This is a genomic window from Allobosea sp. Leaf344, from assembly GCF_001426225.1.
Lineage (GTDB): Bacteria > Pseudomonadota > Alphaproteobacteria > Rhizobiales > Beijerinckiaceae > Allobosea.
This window is the reverse complement of the sequence record NZ_LMRT01000001.1, coordinates 554,437-574,422: the sequence shown is the minus strand read 5'-3', so window position 1 is coordinate 574,422 and position 19,986 is coordinate 554,437. Positions and strand designations below refer to the sequence as shown.

General features: G+C 68.2%; 14 protein-coding genes. 4 read left to right on the top strand and 10 right to left on the bottom strand.

The genetic code is table 11. The features are described from left to right. Positions 1-70: 70 nt before the first annotated feature. On the bottom strand, positions 71-1,180 hold the full coding sequence (locus tag ASG72_RS02685) for a saccharopine dehydrogenase family protein (RefSeq protein WP_056708599.1): 1,110 nt from the start codon (positions 1,178-1,180) through the stop codon (positions 71-73). Positions 1,181-1,302: 122 nt separating this feature from the next. On the opposite strand from ASG72_RS02685, the gene ASG72_RS02680 reads away from it, so the two are divergent. Then, the gene (locus tag ASG72_RS02680; protein WP_056708596.1) at positions 1,303-1,728 is read left to right on the top strand and encodes an Lrp/AsnC family transcriptional regulator; all 426 of its coding nucleotides are present in this window, start codon (positions 1,303-1,305) and stop codon (positions 1,726-1,728) included. A gap of 119 nt (positions 1,729-1,847) precedes the next feature. Continuing rightward, positions 1,848-3,116 (top strand): cation:proton antiporter, encoded by a 1,269-nt coding sequence (locus ASG72_RS02675; RefSeq protein WP_082540018.1) that lies wholly within the window; start codon positions 1,848-1,850, stop codon positions 3,114-3,116. A 105-nt stretch (positions 3,117-3,221) separates the two neighbouring features. Here the strand turns inward: ASG72_RS02675 and ASG72_RS02670 are convergent, their stop codons facing one another. The 6 genes from ASG72_RS02670 to ASG72_RS02645 form a co-directional block, all read right to left on the bottom strand. Next, positions 3,222-5,000 carry an SLC13 family permease gene (locus tag ASG72_RS02670; protein ID WP_056708591.1) on the bottom strand — a complete coding sequence of 593 codons (1,779 nt, stop codon included), beginning with the start codon at positions 4,998-5,000 and terminating at the stop codon, positions 3,222-3,224. 114 nt (positions 5,001-5,114) lie between these two features. After that, a complete protein-coding gene (ilvD, locus tag ASG72_RS02665) occupies positions 5,115-6,956 on the bottom strand; it encodes a dihydroxy-acid dehydratase (RefSeq protein ID WP_056708590.1) in 1,842 nt (613 codons plus the stop codon). Positions 6,957-7,090: 134 nt separating this feature from the next. Next, positions 7,091-8,110 (bottom strand): Gfo/Idh/MocA family oxidoreductase, encoded by a 1,020-nt coding sequence (locus tag ASG72_RS02660; RefSeq protein WP_056708587.1) that lies wholly within the window; start codon positions 8,108-8,110, stop codon positions 7,091-7,093. 9 nt (positions 8,111-8,119) lie between these two features. Further along, positions 8,120-9,151, bottom strand: a complete 1,032-nt coding sequence (locus tag ASG72_RS02655; RefSeq protein WP_056708585.1) for a Gfo/Idh/MocA family oxidoreductase — start codon at positions 9,149-9,151, stop codon at positions 8,120-8,122. A 17-nt stretch (positions 9,152-9,168) separates the two neighbouring features. After that, entirely contained in the window at positions 9,169-11,034 is a 1,866-nt protein-coding gene (locus tag ASG72_RS02650) for a TRAP transporter large permease subunit (RefSeq protein ID WP_200939876.1), read from the bottom strand. Between the two features lie 79 nt (positions 11,035-11,113). Continuing rightward, on the bottom strand, positions 11,114-12,142 hold the full coding sequence (locus ASG72_RS02645) for a TRAP transporter substrate-binding protein (protein WP_056708582.1): 1,029 nt from the start codon (positions 12,140-12,142) through the stop codon (positions 11,114-11,116). A 302-nt stretch (positions 12,143-12,444) separates the two neighbouring features. Here ASG72_RS02645 and ASG72_RS02640 point away from each other — a divergent pair, with 302 nt between their 5' ends. Continuing rightward, positions 12,445-13,458, top strand: coding sequence for a LacI family DNA-binding transcriptional regulator (locus ASG72_RS02640; protein ID WP_162246180.1), 1,014 nt, complete (start codon positions 12,445-12,447; stop codon positions 13,456-13,458). A gap of 189 nt (positions 13,459-13,647) precedes the next feature. Continuing rightward, positions 13,648-14,370, top strand: a complete 723-nt coding sequence (locus ASG72_RS02635) for a transposase (RefSeq protein ID WP_082540017.1) — start codon at positions 13,648-13,650, stop codon at positions 14,368-14,370. A gap of 161 nt (positions 14,371-14,531) precedes the next feature. Here the strand turns inward: ASG72_RS02635 and ASG72_RS02630 are convergent, their stop codons facing one another. The 3 genes from ASG72_RS02630 to ASG72_RS02620 are packed head-to-tail and all read right to left on the bottom strand — an operon-like array spanning position 14,532 to position 19,942. Continuing rightward, on the bottom strand, positions 14,532-15,872 hold the full coding sequence (locus ASG72_RS02630) for an HlyD family type I secretion periplasmic adaptor subunit (RefSeq protein WP_056708574.1): 1,341 nt from the start codon (positions 15,870-15,872) through the stop codon (positions 14,532-14,534). 31 nt (positions 15,873-15,903) lie between these two features. Further along, the gene (locus ASG72_RS02625; protein ID WP_082540016.1) at positions 15,904-17,949 is read right to left on the bottom strand and encodes a type I secretion system permease/ATPase; all 2,046 of its coding nucleotides are present in this window, start codon (positions 17,947-17,949) and stop codon (positions 15,904-15,906) included. A 28-nt stretch (positions 17,950-17,977) separates the two neighbouring features. Beyond that, positions 17,978-19,942, bottom strand: coding sequence for a hypothetical protein (locus ASG72_RS02620; protein ID WP_056708571.1), 1,965 nt, complete (start codon positions 19,940-19,942; stop codon positions 17,978-17,980). Between the last annotated feature and the right edge of the window lie 44 nt (positions 19,943-19,986).

The window sequence follows — 19,986 nt, the reverse complement described above, 5'->3', positions numbered from 1 at the left end:
GAGCGCAAAGCCGATCGGCGCCATTCCGCCGCTGCATGAGGCGCTTGCGCGGGTCATGCGCCGCGCCGCCTCAGGCGGCCTGATCGGCGGCCCCGAGATCCTGCGGCCGCGCATAGACCTTGCCGAACCGGTTGGCGAGGAAGAGGTCGAGCCCGATATCCTCCTGCCGGACGAAGCCCTGCTGCGGCAGCGCCCCCTGCGACAAGAGATCCAGCACGGTGCAGATGCCGGCCGCGGTGGTGATCTGGATCGCGCTGCGCATCACCCCCTGCACGAGGCGGCTATAGACCTTGTTGGCATAGGTTTCCTGCACCAGCCGTCCGGCCTTGCGCCCGCTCACCGTGACGAAGACGATGACCACGTCCTGCAGCGTGCTCGGCAGCGCGTTCTCGAAGATGTCCTTCAACACGTCGCGCCGCTCGGAAAGCCGCAGATCCTGCAGCAGCGTCTTCATGATCATGCAGTGACCGGGATAGCGGATGGTGCGGTAGTTCAGCGTGCGGACCTTGCCCTGCAGGGTGTCGCAGAGCGTTCCCAGCCCGCCGGAGGTGTTGAACGCCTCATAGGCCACGCCGTCGAGCGAGAATTCATCCCGCTCCTCAAGCGCCGGAACCAGCACGCGCTCGCCATTGACGATTGCTTCGCAAAGCTCGCAATACTCGTTGATGATACCGTCCGTGCTCCAGGTCAGATTATAGCCCAGCGCGTTCGATGGGTATTGCGGCAGCGCGCCGACCCGAAGCTTCAGGCTGTCGATGCTGTCGAAGTCGCGCGCCAGATCCGCCGCGACGATCGAGATGAAGCCCGGCGCCAGCCCGCATTGCGGGATCAGCGCGGCGCTGGAGCTCTGCGCGAGTTCCTTGACCCGCCGCGTGCTCGCGACGTCTTCCGTCAGGTCGAGATAATGCACGCCGAGCGGGGCCGCGGCTTCGGCGATCCGTGTGGTCAGCGCATAGGGGGCGGCGCTCAGCACGGCGAAACGCCCGGCCAGCAGGCGGTCGAGCTGTGCCGAATTGGTGATGTCGACCACCTCCGTCGCCACCCGCTCGCTCTTGCGGATGCCGGCGAGCTGCAGCTCCGAGCGGTCGGCCACGGTGACCTTGTAGTCTCCGCTTCCGGCCAGGAGATCGGCGATGGTGCTGCCGATCTTGCCCGCACCCATGATCACGACGTCGCGCATATGCTTCCCCCTAGAATCGAGACGGGGATGGTGTCAGGCGACGCCGTCGATTAGAACCGTAGCTTCCGCCGTAAACACTCCGGGTTTTCGGCGGATCGACGAATGAGATTTGCGATACGCCGATGGACGCCACCGATCGCCACCTCCTGTCGCTGCTCGCCGACAACGCCCGTGCGCCGGTGGCCGAGCTCGGCCGCAAGCTCGGGCTGTCCCGCACCACTGTGCAGGGCCGCATCGAGCGTCTCGAACGGCGCGGCGTCATCGCCGGCTACCGTGCGCAATTGTCGGATGATCACGAGAAGGGGCTGGTGCGGGCACATGTCCTGATCACCGCCCTGCCCAAGCTCGCCGCGCGCGTCGAGGCGGAGCTGCGGCTGATCGGCGAGGTGCGCTGCCTGCATTCGGTCAGCGGCCATTTCGACATGATCGCGATCGTCGCAGCCGGCTCGATCGGCGAGCTCGACCGGCTGATCGACCGCATCGGCGCGCTGGAGGGGGTCGAGCGGACGCTCTCGTCCATCATCCTCTCGACGCGCATCGACCGCTGATCCCGGCCGGGGGGACGCAACCCTTCCGCCCCTGGCTCGTTCCCTTACGGGCGCTGGTGCCCTGACGGCGGGCGGCGGCGCCCTTCGCCTTGCGGACGGTCCCGGGGAGGCGGTGGCGGGTGAACTTCTATATCCTGGTATTGCTGGGCTTCGGCTGCCTCGTCCTGCTGACGGCCTGGCTTCCCATGGTGCTGAGCCGGGCACCCCTCTCGCTGCCGATCATCTGCGTCGCCATCGGCGCGGCGCTCGGCGCCTCCTCATGGCTGCCCTGGCCGGTGCCCCATCCCGAGGATCACCTGGCGCTGGTCGAGCGCCTGACCGAGCTCGTCGTGATCATCTCGCTGATGGGGGCGGGCCTTAAGCTGGACCGCAGGCTCGCCTGGCGCAGCTGGATCCTGACCTGGCGCCTGCTCGGCATCGCGATGCCGCTGACGATCCTCGCTCTGGCGCTGCTCGGCTATGGGCTGCTCGGCTTCAGCGCCGCCACGGCTCTGTTGCTGGCGGCGTCCCTCGCCCCGACCGACCCCGTCCTCGCCAGCGACATCCAGGTCGGCCCGCCGAATTCGGGCGAGGAGGGCGAGACCCGCTTCGCCCTGACATCGGAAGCGGGGCTGAACGACGCGCTCGCCTTTCCCTTCGTCAATGCCGCGATCGCGCTCGCCGCCGCCTCGACGCAGCCGGACTGGCTGGGCGAATGGCTGGCGATCGACGTCGTCTGGAAGCTCGGCGCGGGGCTCGGAGTCGGATTGCTGACCGGTCGGCTCCTCGGCTTTCTGGTGTTCCATCTGCCGAACCGCGCCAAGCTCTCGCGCACCGGCGACGGTTTCGTCGCGCTCGGCATCACCTGCGTCGCCTATGCGGTGGCCGAACTCGCCCATGGCTATGGCTTTCTCGCCGTCTTCGTCGCGGCGCTGACGCTGCGCGCGACCGAGCGGGACAATGAATTTCACGAGAAGCTGCATGATTTCGCCGAGGAGCTCGAACGCCTGCTGATGATGGCGATCCTCGTCGCCTTCGGTGCCATGCTGATCGCCGGCGGGCTGCTCTGGGGCGTCGGCTGGCGCGAACTCGCCTTCGGGCTGATCGCGATCGTCGTGGTGAGGCCGCTATCGGGATGGATCGCGCTGATCGGCACGGGTGTCGCCACGGGCGAGCGCGCGGTGATCAGCGTCTACGGCATTCGCGGCATCGGCTCGATCTACTACCTCGCCTATGGCCTCGGCCATGCCAGCTTCGAGGGCGCCAGGAGCGCCTGGAGCACGCTGTCCCTGATCATCCTCATGTCGATCCTGCTCCATGGTGCGAGCGTCAGCCCGGTGATGCGGCGCCTCGAGCGCACGCTCGATCAGGCGGCGGGGCGCGCGGGTGACGGGCGCCAGAGCCGATAGCCGCCGAGGAAGATCCCGGCCGCCGTCGGGAAATCTGTGCGGTCCTGCTGGGTCGTCGCCATGGCATGCGCCTCCTCTCTGCGCCGAACCGCGGCGGCGCTCGCCTCAGCGCAGCGGCCAGACGAACAGGATCAGCGGCACCGAGAGCACCAGCACCAGCAGGGTGAGCGGCGCTCCAAGCCGGGCGTAATCGCTGAAGCGATAGCCGCCCGGACCCATCACCAGCGTGTTGCACTGATGGCCGATCGGGGTGAGGAAGTCGCAGGCCGCGCCGATCGCTACCGCCATCAGGAAAGCGTCGGGCTTGTAGCCGAGCTGCGCCGCGAAACCGGCGCCGATCGGCGCCATCACCAGCACCGTCGCCGCATTGTTGAGGAAGGGCGTCACCGCCATGGCGGCGGCGACCATCATGGCGACCGCACCCCAGGCCGGCAGATCGCCGCCGAACTGCGCCAGCCAGCCGGCGAGCAGATCCGTGGTGCCGGTGGTGCGCAGGCTGTCGCTGACCGGGATCAGCGCGGCCAGCATCAGCAGGATCGGCGCGTCGATCGATTTATAGGCGTCGCGCAAGGGCACCGCCCGCAGGGCGATCAGCAGCACCGCCGCGGAGAAGAAGACGATCGGCACGGTCGCCACCCCGAAGGCCAGCGCCAGTACGGTCACCGCGACGATGCTGGCGGTGACCAGCACCGGCCTGGCACTGCCCAACGCCACCACGCGATTGGCGAGCGGCAGCAAATTCAGCTCCGACAGCCGCTCCGGCAGCAATCTCTCGTCGCCCTGCACCACCAGCACGTCGCCGGCGCGCAGGCGGATGTCGCGCAGCCGCTCCTTCAGCCGCTCGCCGGACCGGCTGATCGCGAGCAGATGCAGGCCGAACCGCGTATGCAGTTCCGCATCGCCGGCCGAGCGCCCGATCAGCACCGATTGCGGCCCGATGATCGCCTCGGTCGCCTGGGTCGGGTCGCTGGTCTCGGGCTCGTTGGCCTTGCGTTCGTCGCCGACCAGCGTCAGCCGGCCCTCGGCGACGATATGTTCGAGCGCGTCGGTCTCGCCGCGCAGCAGCAGGATATCGCCCCGGCGCAGCGTCGCGTCCGGCAGCGGCGCCGGCATGCGGTGCCTGTCGCGCAGGATGGCGATGACCTGGACCTCGCCCTCCGCCAGGGCCTTGAGATCGGCGATGCTCTTTCCCAGCATCGGCGAGGTCTCGCCGATCTGCACCTCGGTGACGTAATCCTTGATGTCGAGCGCCTGCTCGATCGCGGTCGAGCCGCGGCGGTCGCGCGGCAGCAGCCTGTAGCCGATGCTGAGAAAGGCACAGCCCGCCAGCGCCACCACGATGCCGACCGGCGCGAAATCGAACATCCGGAACGGCTCGCCGGTCAGCTCCGCCCGCACCCGCGCCACGATCACATTGGGCGAAGTGCCGACCAGAGTGACGATGCCGCCGAGCAGCGAGGCGAAGGCCATCGGCATCAGGAAGACCGAGGGCGAGACGCCGTTCTTGCGCGCGAACTGGTAGGCGATCGGCAGCATCATGGCGAGCGCGCCGATATTCTTGATGATCGCCGAGGTCACCGCCACGGTGATGACGAGGAAGGCCACCTGCAATTGCGTCGAGCGCAGCGAGGGCAGCCAGCGCGACATGGCGGAATCGATCAGCCGCGAGCGTGCCACGGCGAGGCTGACGACCAAAGCGCTGCCGACGATGATGACGATGTCGTCCGAGAAGCCCTTAAACGCGTCCTTCGCCGGCACGAGCCCCAGCACCACCGCCGCGAGCAGCGCCACCAGAGCGACGATGTCATAGCGGAAGCGCCCCCACAGAAAGGCGCCCATCATGACCGAGACGAGCAGGAGCGAGGCGATCTGAGGATAGGTCATGAGCAAGCCGGCGAGGAGAGGGCCTCACTGAACGCGGCACCGGCCCTATCGTTCAGTGCGAATGGCCCGATACTATGGCCGTGCGGCTCATGGCCGCCCTGCGCCGCGCGCCGTTCACTCGACGATGCGCACCGCCCCCTTCGCCGCGCTGGTGGTCATCGCCGCATAGGCCTTCAGCGCGGTCGAGACCTTGCGCTTGCGCGGGGCCGCCGGTTTCCAGGCGGCCTTGCCCTGCGCCTCCATGGCGGCGCGGCGGCGCTGCAATTCGCTCTCCACCACCATCAGGCTGATGCTGCGCTTGGGGATGTCGATGGCGATGATGTCGCCGGCCTCGACCAGACCGATCGTGCCGCCCTCGGCCGCCTCGGGCGAGACATGGCCGATCGACAGCCCGGACGAGCCGCCCGAGAAACGCCCGTCGGTGACCAGCGCGCAGGCTTTGCCGAGCCCCTTCGATTTGAGATAGCTGGTCGGATACAGCATTTCCTGCATGCCCGGCCCGCCGCGCGGCCCCTCATAGCGGATCAGCACCACGTCGCCCGGCTTGACCCTGCCGTTGAGGATCCCGTCCACCGCCGCATCCTGGCTCTCGAAGATCACGGCCGGGCCGGAGAAGGTGAGGATCGAGGCGTCGACGCCGGCCGTCTTCACGATGCAGCCATCGAGCGCGAGATTGCCCGACAGCACCGCGAGCCCGCCATCCTGCGAATGCGCGTGGGCGGCGTCGCGGATGACGCCGCCGGCCCGGTCGAGATCGAGATCGGCGTAGCGGCGGTCCTGGCTGAAGGCGACCTGCGTCGGCACGCCGCCCGGCGCCGCGCTGTAGAAGGAGCGCACGCTGTCGCTCTGCGTCTGCACCACGTCCCAGCGGGCCAGCGCCTCGGCGAGGCTGGCGCTGTGGACCGTCGGCAGGCTGGTGTCGATCAGCCCGGCGCGGTCGAGCTCGCCGAGAATCGCCATGATGCCGCCGGCGCGATGGACGTCTTCCATATGCACGTTGGCGACCGAGGGCGCGACCTTGCACAGCACCGGCACCCGGCGCGAGAGCCGGTCGATATCGGCCATTGTGAAGGGCGTCTCCGCCTCATGGGCCGCAGCCAGCAGGTGCAGCACCGTGTTGGTCGAGCCGCCCATGGCGATGTCGAGCGTCATCGCGTTTTCGAAGGCCGCGAAGCTGGCCACGTTGCGCGGCAGCACCGAGGCGTCGTCCTGCTCGTAATGGCGTTTGGTGATGTCGACGATCAGATGGCCGGCCTCGACGAAGAGGCGCCTGCGGTCGGCATGCGTCGCCAGCACCGAGCCGTTGCCCGGCAGCGCCAGCCCCAGCGCCTCGGTCAGGCAGTTCATCGAATTGGCGGTGAACATGCCCGAGCAGGAGCCGCAGGTCGGGCAGGCGGATCGCTCGATCACCTCGACCTGCTCGTCGGTGTAGCGATCATCGGCGGCGGAGATCATGGCGTCGACCAGATCGACCTTCTTCAGCACGCCGTCGGCCAGATATTTGCCGGCCTCCATCGGCCCGCCCGAGACGAAGACGGTGGGGATGTTGAGCCGCATCGCCGCCATCAGCATGCCGGGCGTGATCTTGTCGCAATTGGAGATGCAGACCATCGCATCCGCGCAATGCGCATTGACCATGTATTCGACGCTGTCGGCGATGATCTCGCGCGAGGGCAGGCTGTAGAGCATGCCGTCATGGCCCATGGCGATGCCGTCATCGACCGCGATGGTGTTGAACTCCTTGGCGACGCCGCCGGCCTGCTCGATCTCGCGCGCCACCAGCTGGCCGAGATCCTTGAGATGGACATGGCCCGGCACGAACTGGGTGAAGGAGTTGACGACGGCGATGATCGGCTTGCCGAAATCGCCGTCCTTCATCCCGGTGGCGCGCCAGAGCCCGCGGGCGCCGGCCATGTTGCGGCCATGGGTGGTGGTGCGCGAGCGATAGGCGGGCATGGTCGGGACCCCATCTGGGCGAAACACGAAGTGGAAGCGTCCTAAAGCATAGCCCGCAAAAGAGGAAATGCGGTTTCCGGGCAGCGGCTGCCAGGAAGATGCAGGCCTGAAGGCCGCGGCGGCGTGGGTCGGCTTCAGCGCGGCTGCGGCTCGCGGCTGCGGCTCGCCATAGCCTCGGCCTCGAGCGAGAGCCGCGTGACGGCGAAGACATGGGCCTGGCTCGCCGCCGTCCCGGTACGCTCCCGGACATCGACGAGGAAGCGGCCGAAATAGGTCAGCGGCTCGCGGCTCGCATCGATATGCCGGGTGCCGGCATGGTTCGAGACGAAGACATGGTCGGTGCCGGGCCGCCCGGCGATGTCGAGATATTTGCGCAGCTCGATGAAACCCTTCGTGCCGAGCAGCGTGAGCCGGCCGTCGCCCCAGCTCGGCAGGCTGTCCGGCGTGAACCAGTCGACGCGGATATAGCCGGTGGCGCTGTCGCTGCGCAGCAGGATCTCGCCGAAATCCGCGAAATCCGGGATCTCCGGCAGCGCGTGATTGGCCGTGCTGGCGGCGACGATCTCCGCGTCGCCCGCCCCGGTATAGAACAGGAACTGGTCGATCTGGTGCGAGGCGATGTCGACCAGGATCCCGCCATAGGCGGCCCGCTCGAAGAACCAGCCCGGGCGGATGGCGCGGTTCAGCCGGTGGGGCCCGAGCCCGACCGTGTTGACCACCTCGCCGATCGCGCCCTCCGCCACCAGTTTCGCGGCGATCTCGGAGGCGCGCACCACGAAACGCTCCGAGAAGCAGATCGAGAAGATCCGCCCGGTCCGGGCGACGCATTCCGTGACCTCGGCGAGTTGTTGCGACGTCGTCACCCCCGGCTTGTCGACCATCACGTCCTTGCCGTTGCTCATCGCCCTGATGGCGATGCCGGCGCGGTCGCGGGGGATCGCGGCGCTGCAGATGATGTCGATCGTCGGGTCCTCGAGCAGGCGCTCGCGCGCGACCGGCTGCAGCGTGGGGAAACGCTCGCGGAACCCGTCCAGCACCCGCGGGTCCGATGTCTCGGGGCAATAGCCGGCGCATTGCGCTCCGGCGGCGATCAGCTCCGCGACCATGTGATAGATGTGGCGGTGGTCCAGCCCGATGGCGGCGAAACGCAGCATGCTCGGCCCTCAGCCCGTGGCCACGGCGACAGGGGAGGAGCTCCGGCCGGCCGCGATCAGCGCGTCGATCAGGCGATGCACTTTCAGCGCCTCCTCGCCGGTGATCTTCGGCGCGCGCCCCTTCGTTACGGCCTCGACGAAGTCGGCCATCACCGCACGGTGGTAATCATGGGGAAACGCCATCGGGTCGGCGCCCGTGCCGCCGGCGCTCTTGTCGGCCTCGATGAGGGTGCGCGTCCCGTCATGCCAGGCGATGTCGAGCGCGGTCCCGACCAGCGAGGCCGTGGCGTTCCGGCAGATCAGCTCGATGCGCTCTGGAAAGCCGGGATAGGCCGCCGTCGTGGCGTCGATCGTGCCGACCGCGCCATTGGCGAAGCGCACCGCCGCACAGACCATGTCCTCCGTCTCCATCCGGTGCACCGGGCTGGTCAGCGCATGGCCACTGACCTCGGTGATCGGCCCCGCCAGGCTCAGCATCAGATCGAGCGTATGGATGCCCTGCGAGATCAGCACGCCGCCGCCGTCGCGCGCGAAGCTGCCGCGGCCCGGCTCGTCGTAATAGCTCTGCGGGCGCCATAGCCGGATCACGGTCGAGCAGCCGACGATCGCGCCCATGCGGCCGGATGCGAGCTGATCCGCCAGGGCCATGGCGGCCGGCTTGAAGCGGTGTTGCAGCACGATGCCGAGCGTGACCCCGGCGTCGCGGCACAGAGCGACCAGCTCCTGCGCCCGCATGGTGCTGATCTCCAGCGGCTTCTCGAGCAATACATCTTTACCCGCTTGGGCGCAGCGCCGGACGATGTCGAGATGGGTATTGGCCGGGCTCAGCACGAGCATCGCCTTGACCGAGGGATCGGCCAGCAGCGTCTCGAGATCGTCGCAGAGCGGAAAGGGGAAGCGGGCCCCGAAGGCGGCGCGGCGCTCGGCACTCGGGCTGAAGGCGCCCGCGACCTCCACCCGGTCGGACAGGTCGAGCAGGCCCTTGGCATGCGGCGTCACCGCCATGCCGAGGCCGACGATCCCGATTCTCAGCCTGGTCATATCGCGCTCCGACGGTCTCAGGGGCCGAGCCAGCGCAGAGGCGCCAGCGTCAGCGACGGCACATAGGTGACCAGCATCAGCACGGTGACCAGCGCCAGGATGAAGGGCATGACGGCCTTGAAGACGGCCACGACATTGGCCTTGCCGACGCGGGCCGTGGTGAAGACCAGCACGCCCAGCGGCGGCGTCAGCGCGCCGATGACGAGGTTCATCACCAGGACGATCCCGAACTGCACGGGATCGAAGCCCGCCGAGACCACCAGCGGCACCAGGATCGGCACCAGGATGACCATCGCCGCGATCATTTCCATGAACAGCCCGACCACCAGCAGCAGCAGGTTGATCAGCAGCAGCAGGACCAGGGGGCTGTCGACATAGGCGCTCATCGCGGCGGCGACCTTCTGCGGCACCTGCTCCGCCGCCAGCACCCAGGCGAAGGGCGAGGCCGCCGCGATGATCACCACGATCGACACGGTGTCGAAGGTCGATTCCCGCACGGCTTCGTAGAAGTCGCGGCCATTCAGGCAGCGATAGAAGAAGAGCCCGCACAGGATGGCGTAGACCAGCGCCACCGCGCCCGCTTCCGTCGCGGTGAACACGCCGAAGCGCACCCCTCCGACGATCAGCAGCGGCAGCAGCAGGGCCGGGATCGCGGTCGCCAGCGCCTGCCCCCGCGCGCGCCAGGAGGCCGGGGCGATGGCGCCGCCATAGCCCTTCACGCGGGAGACGAGGTAGACGACGATGATCAGCGCAGCCGAGGCCATCAGCCCCGGGATGATCGTGGCGACGAACAGCGCGCCGACCGAGACCGAAGCCAGCGCGGCATAGATGATCAGCCCCAGGCTCGGCGGAATCAGATTCGCCAGAGTGGAGGAGGCGCTGGTCAGCGCGCAGCTGAAGGCGCGGTCATAGCCGTGCTTCTCCATCTCCGGCACCATCAGCTTGGCGATGGCCGAGGCATCGGCGGTGGAGGAGCCGGAGACGCCGGCCAGCAGCGTGTTGGTGACGACATTGGCCTGGCCGAGCCCGCCGCGGAAATGGCCGACGAGGCTGGTGGCCAGCGCGACCAGCCGTGTGGTGATCCCGCCGACATTCATCACCGCCGCCGCCATGATGAAGAAGGGGATGGCGAGCAGCGTGAAGGAATTCAGCGACGAGGCCATGTTCTGCGGCACGATCACCAGCATGATGTCGCCGAGCGGCGCGAAGGCGGCGAAGGCGCCGAAGGCCAGCGCGAAGGCGATCGGCACTTCGAGCAGGACGAGCACCCCGGCGACCAGCATCAGCGCCGTCGGGCTGCCGGCCTCCTGCCAGACCAGCCCCGCGCCATGTCGCACGGCGAGATAGATCGCGCCGCCGGCGGCGACCGCGACGGCGCCGGAAAACTGCGGCAGCCCGCCCGCCGGGCGGATGATGTAGAGGAGGTTCAGCGCCCCGCCGACCGCGATCGCGATGAAGAGATAGGAGAGCGGCCATTGCATCGCGGGCGAGACCTGGATGGCGCGCCCGGCGAAATCGATGCCGTGAACGATCATCATGAAGCTGGTCGCGGCGATCATCGCACCGACGAAACCGGCATGGATGCGTCGCAGCGGCGCCGGCATGAAGCGGCTGAGCAGGTCGATGGCGATATGGGCGTGGCGGCCGACGGCGAGTGCCATGCCCAGAAATACCGCCCAGGTGAACAGCCAGATCGAGACCTCTTCCGGCCAAGGCAGCGCCGCGTCCAGCGCGTAGCGGCAGAACACCTGCACGATCGCCACAGCGGCCGAGCCGAGCATCAGCCCGACGCAGAGCGCCTCGAAAGCCCGGTCGAAGCCGAGCAGCAGGCCGGCGCGGCCATGCTGCGCCGGAGGGGTCATGGTCTGGGCCTGGTCGATCATGATCAGCCTGTTGCTAGCGCGCGGAAAGGAGGCCGGCCGCGGCCGTCTCGGCCGGGCCGACGCGGACGGTCGGCCCCGGTCAGGCGAGCTTGCGGATCTTCTCGATCATCGCCTTGGTCTCCGGGCTCTTGGCGCCGAACTGGTCGAAGAGCGGGGCGGTCATCTCCGCCCATTTCGCGCGTTCCGCCTCGCTGATCCGGTTCACCTTGCAGCCGAGCTTCTCGAGCTCCGCCAGCGTCTTGTCGGCATTGGCGCGGTTGGTCGCCCGCTGCTCGGCGAAGACCTCCTTGGCGGAGCTGCGGACCATGTCGCGCAGATCGGCCGGCAGGCTGTCGAGCCAGCGGGCATTGACCCGCACCGCCTTGGGAAGGAACCAATGCGCCGTCGGCGTGACCTCTTTCGCCTGCTCGTACCATTTGAAGCCGAGGATCGAGAAGTAATCCGAATCCAGCCCGTCGATGACGCCGGTCGACAGCGCCGAATATTGCTCGGAATAGGGCAGGGGCGTCGGATTGGCGCCGAGCGTCTTCCAAAAATCCACCCAGATGCGCAGCTCGGGCACGCGGATCTTGAGGCCCTTCAGCGTCTCCAGCGAATTGACCGGGCGCTTGGCGAGGATGTGCCGGAAGCCGGTCTCGCCATAGGCGACGAATTCCACCCCGGTCTTCTTCCGGGCGATGTCCGAGACCTCCTGCCCGAGCGGGCCCTGGAGCACGCGGTCGACATGCGCCTCGTCCTTGTAGATGAAGCCCGGCGCCCCGCCGAAGGCCGCGATCTCCGGCGCGATCGCCTCCTCGCTGTCAGGGCCGGCTGTGGTGACCTGGATGGTGCCGATGCGGCTGCCTTCGAGGGCCTGCGCCAGCCCACCGAGCTGGGCGGCCGGGAAATGCTGCGCGTCGATGCGGCCGCCGCTACGCTCCCTGAGGATCGCCGTCCATTTCTCGAAGCCGAGGGTGATCGGCGTGCCGATGCCCTCGGTATGGGCAATGCGGCAGGTGAATTTCTGCTGGGCGCGTGCCGAGTCGAGGACCGCGGGCGCGGCGATGGCCGCCAGCCCGAGCCCGACGACGCCACGGCGCGTGACGAAACCGTCCGATGATGAAGCCATGTTGTTCCCTCTCCTGATGTCGCTCTTCTGCGGCGGCCGGTATGCTCCGGCCTTGGCGGTCGATCCTGCGTCGCGAGCCGCGCGCGCTTGCAAGGCGAGCGAGGCTCGCGAAGAATGCCCGCTCGCTTCACCCGGGCCGCTACCCGCGAACCGCTCCGGAGGTCACGCTATGCGCAATCGTTGTCACTGTAAACAGGCCCCAGGCGTAGGGTGTTTGGTGGCAGTCGGGTCGCCTCTGTGCGCAACCGATTGCGCATGATCTCCGGAAGGTCTATGTGTCGATAATGAAGCGTCCACCCACCATGAAGGACATCGCCGCCGAGCTCGATCTCTCTGTCTCGACGGTGGCCCGGTCCCTGGCGGATTCCCCGCGGATCAGCCGCGAGACCCGCCTGCGCGTCGCCGCGGCGGCGGAGAGGCTGGGCTATGTCGTCGATCTCGCGGCCCGCGCCATGCGCAGCGGCACGAGCTCCATCGTCGGGCTGATCGTGCCGGATATCCGCAACGACTTCTATTCCACCGCCGCCAAGGCGATCGCCGATTGCTGCCAGGAGCGCGGCCACCAGCTCGTCCTCGCCGTGACCGATGACGATCCCGTGCTGGAGCTGGAGCATCTGCGCAATCTGCGCTCGGCCCGCGCGCTCGGCTTCATCATCATCCCCAGCGTGACCCCGGCGCAGGAGACCCTGCGGCTGATGCGGACGACGCCGCATGTCCAGTTCGTGCGCAATTGCGACCGGGTGGAGTCGGACTGGTTCGGCATCGAGGATGCGCAGGCGATGCGCCTCGCGGCGCGCCATCTCATCGAGCTCGGGCATCGGCGCATCGCCTATATCGGCTCGACGATCGCCATCTCGACGGGGCGCGACCGGCTCGAGGGCTTCCGGGCCACGCTGCGGGAGGCCGGCCTCGCCGTCGACGAACGCCTGGTCAAAGCCGGAAGCTGCGACAGCGAATTCGGCTATGCCGCCATGCAGGAGATCCTGGCCGAGCCGGAGCGGCCGACCGCCGTGATCACCGCGGGGGCGAGGATGAGCATCGGTGCCTATGATTGCGCCCGCGCCGCGAATGTGGCGATCCCGTCCGCCATGTCCTTCGTCGGCTTCAGCGACAGCCCAACTCTGCGCTGGTGCGGGGAAGGGCTGACCACCATCGCCCTGCCGATCCGCGAATTGGCGGTGACCTCCACCGATTTCCTGTTCCGCAAGGCGAGCCCGGATTGGAAGGGCGCGAATCCGTGCCGGGTGACGCTGCAGCCGAGCCTGCTGGTGCGCGGCTCGACAGCCGCACCCTGCGCCATAAGCGAACCGGCCTGACCCTCCCGGGCCGATCGCGCCCCGAAGAAATCGCGAAGAAGCCGGTTCCATCCCATTGCGAAATAAAAAGTTGACTGCGGTCAATGACGGCTGTGGCGCGATGAGATCATTATCGTTTCTGTCATCGACAGATCTGACTACGCTGCGTTCAATAAGCCGAACCTTCAGGTTGCGTTGCGGGGGGTGGGGATGGCATTGCTTCAGTGTCTGCGTCATGATTCCGCGGCCTATGGGCTGATGGAGCGGGTCGCCTGGCCCGACGGTCCCGTCTGCCCGCATTGCGGCGCGCGCGACCGGGTCCGGCGGCTGGGTGGGTCGACGGGCCCCGGCACCTGGAAATGCTATGATTGCCGCAGGATCTTCTCGCTGCGCTCGCGCACGGGCTTCCACGCCAGCCATCTGCCGCTGCACGTGTCGCTGCAGGCTGTCTATCTGCTGGCCGCGAGCCGCGCCGAATTCAGCGCCACGGCGCTTGCCAAGGTGCTTGGCGTGTCGCTGCGCACCGCCTGCCAATTGAAGCAGCGCGCCCGGGACATGATGCCCTGGCTGGCGCAGCAGCTCGCCGCGAGCCCGCCGGGACCGCGCGAGATCGCGGCTTGGGCCCAGCCCGCCCCCTGGCAGGATCCGCCGCAACGGGCGCAGCCGGGTTGGGCCTGCGAGCGCCGCTTCGAGCGGTTCATGGACGCCCTGGCGGAATGGCGGCAGGCGCAGCCCGACGCGGCGTTTCTGCTGCTGCTGAAGGCGCTGAGCAGCCCGCCGCAGGAGGTCGCCGCGGCGCCGCCGGCTCTGGCGGATGTCGGGCTCGGCGAGGACGATACCCTCCAGCTCGAGCTGGATTTCGGTGCGGGCGCCATGGCGGGCCATGTGCCGCCCGACGGCCTGTCGCGTCTCGGCGCGCAGCTCCCGGCCTGAACTCCCCGCACCGCCGGCAGTCCTGACACCATCGCTGCCCGCTATCGTCCGGCCGGAGCGAGCCGGCCCCTCCTGCATGATCGTCCGCATCTCCGGCCGGCCCGTGGAGCGAGCCGGCGCCGGATCGCCGGAGCGATCTCCGGAGCCGGCGCCGCGCCGGCTCAGGATTCGCGGAAGGCTCGGGACATGCTGTCCTTGATGGGCTGCATCAGGTACTGGAAGAAGGTCCGCTCCGTGGTCTGGATGTAGAGCTCCGCGGGCATTCCGGGCGTCGGCTCGAAATTTTCGACCTTCGCGACGCTGGCTTTGTCCAGGTTGACGCGCACCACATAGAGATCCGAGGCATTGGGCAGGCCGCGCTGCTTTTCGTCGGGCAGCGCATCGGCGGAGATGTAGATCACGCGGCCATGGACCATCGGCGTGGTGCGCTGGTTCAGCGCGGTCAGCCGGACCACCGCCTGCTGGCTGTGCTTGATCTTGTCGATGTCCTGCGGCCTCACCCGCGCCTCGATGATCACCTCATCCTGCAGCGAGACGATCTCCATGATGCTCTTGCCGGCTTCGATGACGCCGCCGGAGGTGTGGTAGCGCAGCTTCACCACCGTGCCCCGAACCGGGGCGACGATCCGCGTCCGTTCCAGCACGCCGAGCGCGGCGCGCATCCGCTCCCGCACGTCGTTCAGCTCGGCGGTGATTTCCTGCAGCTGGTCGGACGCGACCTTGATCGCCTGTTTGCGCACGCCGTCGATCAGCTCGACCTCGCGCGAGATGCGTTCCTTGGCATCGCCGATATCGCCGGTGATGCGCCCGATTTCGCCCTCCAGATTGGCCGCCTGGCGCTGCAGGGCCAGGATCTCGGGCTTGCGGATATAGCCGCGCTCGAGCAGCTTCGCCTTGCCCGCCAGCTCCTCCTCGATCAGCTGCGCCTGGCGCTGCACCGCGGCGCGCTGGCGGGTGCTGCCGTTGATCCGTTCGTTGAGCGCGTCGATGGCCTTCTGCCGGCCGGCGATGTCGCTCGCCATGTTGCGCGCCCGCGCCTCGAAGGCGGCGAGCTGCGCGTGAATCAGCGTCTGGGCGTCGCGATCCGTGGTCTGGCTGGCGAGGATCGGCGGCACGATCCAGCGCGGCTGGCCCTGCGCCTCCGCGGTCAGCCGTGACTCGATCGCCTCCGCCCGCAGGCGCCGCAGCGCCAGGCGGCGCAATTCGGCGCGGGGGGAGACGTCGTCGAGCTGGATGAGCAGCTGGCCGGGTTCGACGATATCGCCTTCGCGCACCGCGATCTCGCGGATCACCCCGCCCTCGAGATGCTGGATCGTCTTGTTCTGGCCGGTGGTGACGAAGATCCCGGTCGCGATCACGGCGCCGGCGATCGGCGCGGTATTGCCCCAGACGCCGAAGCCCATGATCGTGCTCAGCATGATGGCCGTGCCGGCCACCTTCGCCAGCCGCGAATTGCGCGGCACGTCGGCATACCAGGGCTGGATGATCAGTTGCGGTGTCATGGTGTTTCGTCCCCGGCGAGGTCTTTGCGGCTCAAACCGGCGGCGCCGGATTGCCTTCGATGCTGGTCTGGCCGCTGATCAGGGGCAGGATCTCGTCGCGCGTGCCGAAGGCGAGGACGGCGCCGTCGCGGATCATCATGATCTTGTCGACGCTGCGCAAAAGCGATGGCCGTTGCGTCACCGCCACCACGGTCATGCCGCGCTGCTTCGCCCGCTCCAGCGATTTCGCGAGCGCCCGCTCGCCGAGCACGTCGAGATTGGAATTGGGCTCGTCCAGCACCACGAGCTTGGGGCTGCCGTAGAAGGCGCGGGCGAGGCCGATGCGCTGTTTCTGCCCGCCCGAGAGCGGGCTGCCATCCATGCCGATCTGGGTCTCGTAGCCCTGGGCGAATTGCGACACCATCTCGTGGATGTCGGCGATGGCGGAGGCTTCGAACACCGCGGCATCGTCGCCATCGTCGCGCATGCGGGCGATATTGGCCTTGATCGAGGCCGGGAAGAGCTGGACGTCCTGCGGGAGGTAGCCGACGCTTTCGCCGAATTGCCGCGGATCCCAGTTGCGCAGATCCATCATGTCGAGCCGGACATTGCCGGCGGTCGGCGAGATCGAGCCGACCAGCATCTTGGCGATGGTGGATTTGCCGGAGCCGGAGGCCCCGACGATAGCGAGCGATTCCCCCGGCGTCAGGCTGAAGGAGATGCCGTTGAGGATGACCTTCTTGTTGGGCGGCGGCACATAGAGGATGCGCTCGACGTCGAGCCGCCCCTGCGGGTTCGGCAGTTTCAGCCGGTCCAGATTGAGCGGCGAGCTCTGCAGCAGCGCCTGGACCCGGGAGAAGGCGGCCTTGGCGTGGATGAAGCTGCGCCAGCCCTCGATCGTGCCCTCCAGCGGCGCGAGCGCGCGGCCTGCGATGACCGAGGAGGCGATCACCATGCCGCCGGTCAGCGACCCCTCCAGCGACAGCCAGGCGCCCCATCCCAGCATGGCGATCTGCGTGCCCAGCCGGAAGAATTTGGACAGCGCCGTCATGATGGTGTTGCGGTCCTGGGCCATCACCTGGGCCTTCAGCGATTCCGCGGTCTCGCGCCCCCAGATCAGCACGCCCTCCGGGATCATGCCCATGGCGTTGATGACCTGCGCGTTCCGCGACATCGCCTCCGCCTGCATGTTCGCGCGGGTCGAGAAGGCGCTGGCCCGGGCGAAGGGAATGGCGGTCGCCTGCTGGTTGGCATAGGCGATCACCACCAGGATGATGGCCGCGACGGTGACGATGTAGCCGAGATGCGGATGCACCAGATAGACCGCCAGCAGATAGACCGGCGCGGTCGGCGCATCGAGCATGGTCAGGATCACCGGCCCGGTCAGGAAGCTGCGGATCTGCTGGAGATCGGCCAGCACCTGGAATTCGCGGCCGCCGCCGGTCTGCGCCGCCTTGGCGGCCGCGGCGAGGACGGGCGCGCCAAGCCGGCTCTCCACATCGACGGCGACGCGCATCAGGATGAAGCGGCGCAGCATGTCGAGCAGGACATGGGCGAGGATCGCCACCATCACGATGATCGACAGCATCACCAGCGTGTCGAGGCTGCGGCTGGTGAGCACGCGGTCGGACATCTGGAAGAGATAGATCGGCACGGCCAGGACGAGCGTGTTCACGACGATCGAGAACAGCGCCACGATCAGCAGATTATGCCGCGCATCGGCCAGGCCCTTGCCGAGCACCTGCTTGAAGTCGCGGTCGCCGAGCCGCTGCTCGATCGGCGAGCGCCGGCCGGGTCCGCCCCCGCCGCCGCCCCCGGCACCGCCCCCGCCGCCGCCGCCATGGCCGCTCTGCGTGGTCGCGGGCGGCTGGCCGGATCCGACCGGCAGCTTCGGCCGGACGGTGGAGGGCGCATGCTGTTCGGCCGGGGCGGTCTTGGCCTCCGCCCGGGCGGCACCGGGATGAGCGCCCGCGAGATTGGCGTTGGCGCTGACCGGCGCGGGCAGGTCGGCGAGCTGCAGGGCGGGCGGAAGCATCGCCGTCGCCTTCTCGACCGAGGCCGACGGTGCGGCTGCCTTGATGGCCTTGTCGCTGCTCATCCTCTTCCCCTCGCTCCAGGCTCGCCCGCTAGATCAGGATGTCCTGCGGCGTCGCTTCGATCGGCTTGCAGAGGGGAGGCGCGTCTTCGGTCGGCATCTCCGTCTGTTCCGCGAAGGCGACGAATTCCGGCACCAGCGTGGTGGTGTCGTGGATCGTCACGGTGTCGTCGTCCGTCACCAGATTGGTCTGCACCAGGATGGCGTCGTCATAGGCTTCGCCGCCGATATAGCGGGAGGTGGAGAGCGTGCCCGGATCGATGATCTCGGCATAGTTCGCGGCGCTGTTGCCGCCGGCCGCCACGCCGAGCTCGCCGCCGATCGCACTCGCCTGGATCGCCTGGTCGGCATCGACCATCAGGTTGATCTGGGTGATGACGTTGACGTCGTAATAATCGCCCGAGACGTAGAGGATCTTGAGTTCGCCGCTGATGTTGCCGTTCAGCCCCCAATCGGCATGTGGCGTCAGCACCGTCGCGCCCTGGGCCAAAGCCGAGAGCAGGTCGTGCTGGGCGGCGTTCAGCGCGGCGAAGGCGGCGCTGTCATAGGTGGTGATGCTCGCGCTGTTGGTCAGGCTGTTGAAGCCGGTGGTGACGGCGACGTCGTCCTCGGCCGTTCCGCCGGCGGCGTAGAGCTTCGCCACGTCGGAATCGAGCATGATGTTGTACTGGAAGATCCAGTCGGCGCGGTGGTAGTCGCCGGCGATGATGATGATGTCGTATTGGTCGAGACTTGTGACCATGGCGTAATTGACCTGGCCGTTCAGCCCGGTCTTGGCCTCGAAATACGCGCCTTCGCTGGCCTGCACGGTGCGGTCGCCGTCTTCGAGGCCGTTGAACTGCACCAGCGTCTTCACATCGTAGAAATTGCCCGCCAGCGTATCGACATGCCAGTAGGGCGTGGCGGCGGCGCCGCTGTAGCGGGCGGTCATGTCGTGGGTGACGAATTCCGCGATGTTGTGCAGCTGGTTGTCGGTGGTGAACACGCCGACGCTTCCCGCGCCCTCGATGGCGATGTCGACATGGTCGCTGTCGGTGAGGATGTTCACCTGGACGATGCCGCGGCTGAAGAAGGCGTCGCCACCGACGATCATCGAGCCGACGGCCTCGTTCAGGTCGAGGATCACCGCCTGGTTGATCTGCTGGTTGAGCCCGGTCTCGGCCACGGCGCCGATGCCGAGCGTGGAGGCGGCCTCGGAGACGGTCTGGCTGACGAATTGCGTCGGAGCGCTCGCCGCCTCGCGCCAGGGCGCGATCTGCTCGATCGTCGGGCCCGTGGGCGCGGCGGCGACGACGACGCCGTCGACGATCAGCCCGGAGGGCGGGGTGTAATCGGGATCGGCATGGGGCGACTGGCCGCTCTGCGCCCAGGCCGCGTCGCGGGCGGTGATCGCAGCGATCAGCGCCTGGGTCGAGCCGATCGCCTCGAAGGGCAGGGAGTCCGGCGTCGCCTCCTGCGCCTGCTGCAGCATCTCGGCCACGGCGGCGCCCGTCTCGATCTCCGGGGGCAGCACGCCGGGCAAAGCGTCCGACAGGATGACGTCGCGATCATCCATCGTGTTGATCTGGCGCAGTTGCAGCAGCGTCTCGGTTCCGCCCGGCTGGTAGTCGACGGAAATGCTGCGGGACTGGCTGAGGAAGCGGAACTGGATGCCGCCTTCCAGGGCGATGTCAGGCTCCTGCAGCGGTGCGTCCCGCCGCGGCAGCGCCGGGAAGCTCGAGGGATTGAGCGATATCGGCTTGAAGTCGGGGCTCGCGAGCTTCAACCCCGGCAGAGCAGGGGAGGCCGCAGGCGCCTCGACGAACAGCACACGCTGGGACGCCGTCTCCTCGAACTGGGCCGGCGGCAGGGTCTCCGACAGCCGGCCATAGATCTCGTCGCCGGGAGGCGGCAAGGGATCGCCGTCGAATAGATCGGACGGGCGCGCGGCCGGCTCGATCAGCCGCAGATATCCGGCGAAATGCCAGATCGACTCGGAAAAGCCGCCTACATTCATGGCTGGAACTCCGATCAGGGACCAGGAACAGCCGAGGTTCCCAA

Coding starts and splice junctions, on each gene's coding strand:
- ASG72_RS02625 (WP_082540016.1), bottom strand. CDS start 17,949: ATGAGCAGCGACAAGGCCATCAAGGCAGCCGCACCGTCGGCCTCGGTC.
- ASG72_RS02680 (WP_056708596.1), top strand. CDS start 1,303: ATGGACGCCACCGATCGCCACCTCCTGTCGCTGCTCGCCGACAACGCC.
- ASG72_RS02635 (WP_082540017.1), top strand. CDS start 13,648: ATGGCATTGCTTCAGTGTCTGCGTCATGATTCCGCGGCCTATGGGCTG.
- ASG72_RS02645 (WP_056708582.1), bottom strand. CDS start 12,142: ATGGCTTCATCATCGGACGGTTTCGTCACGCGCCGTGGCGTCGTCGGG.
- ASG72_RS02630 (WP_056708574.1), bottom strand. CDS start 15,872: ATGACACCGCAACTGATCATCCAGCCCTGGTATGCCGACGTGCCGCGC.
- ASG72_RS02660 (WP_056708587.1), bottom strand. CDS start 8,110: ATGCTGCGTTTCGCCGCCATCGGGCTGGACCACCGCCACATCTATCAC.
- ASG72_RS02620 (WP_056708571.1), bottom strand. CDS start 19,942: ATGAATGTAGGCGGCTTTTCCGAGTCGATCTGGCATTTCGCCGGATAT.
- ASG72_RS02650 (WP_200939876.1), bottom strand. CDS start 11,034: ATGATCGACCAGGCCCAGACCATGACCCCTCCGGCGCAGCATGGCCGC.
- ilvD (WP_056708590.1), bottom strand. CDS start 6,956: ATGCCCGCCTATCGCTCGCGCACCACCACCCATGGCCGCAACATGGCC.
- ASG72_RS02655 (WP_056708585.1), bottom strand. CDS start 9,151: ATGACCAGGCTGAGAATCGGGATCGTCGGCCTCGGCATGGCGGTGACG.
- ASG72_RS02685 (WP_056708599.1), bottom strand. CDS start 1,180: ATGCGCGACGTCGTGATCATGGGTGCGGGCAAGATCGGCAGCACCATC.
- ASG72_RS02640 (WP_162246180.1), top strand. CDS start 12,445: ATGAAGGACATCGCCGCCGAGCTCGATCTCTCTGTCTCGACGGTGGCC.
- ASG72_RS02670 (WP_056708591.1), bottom strand. CDS start 5,000: ATGACCTATCCTCAGATCGCCTCGCTCCTGCTCGTCTCGGTCATGATG.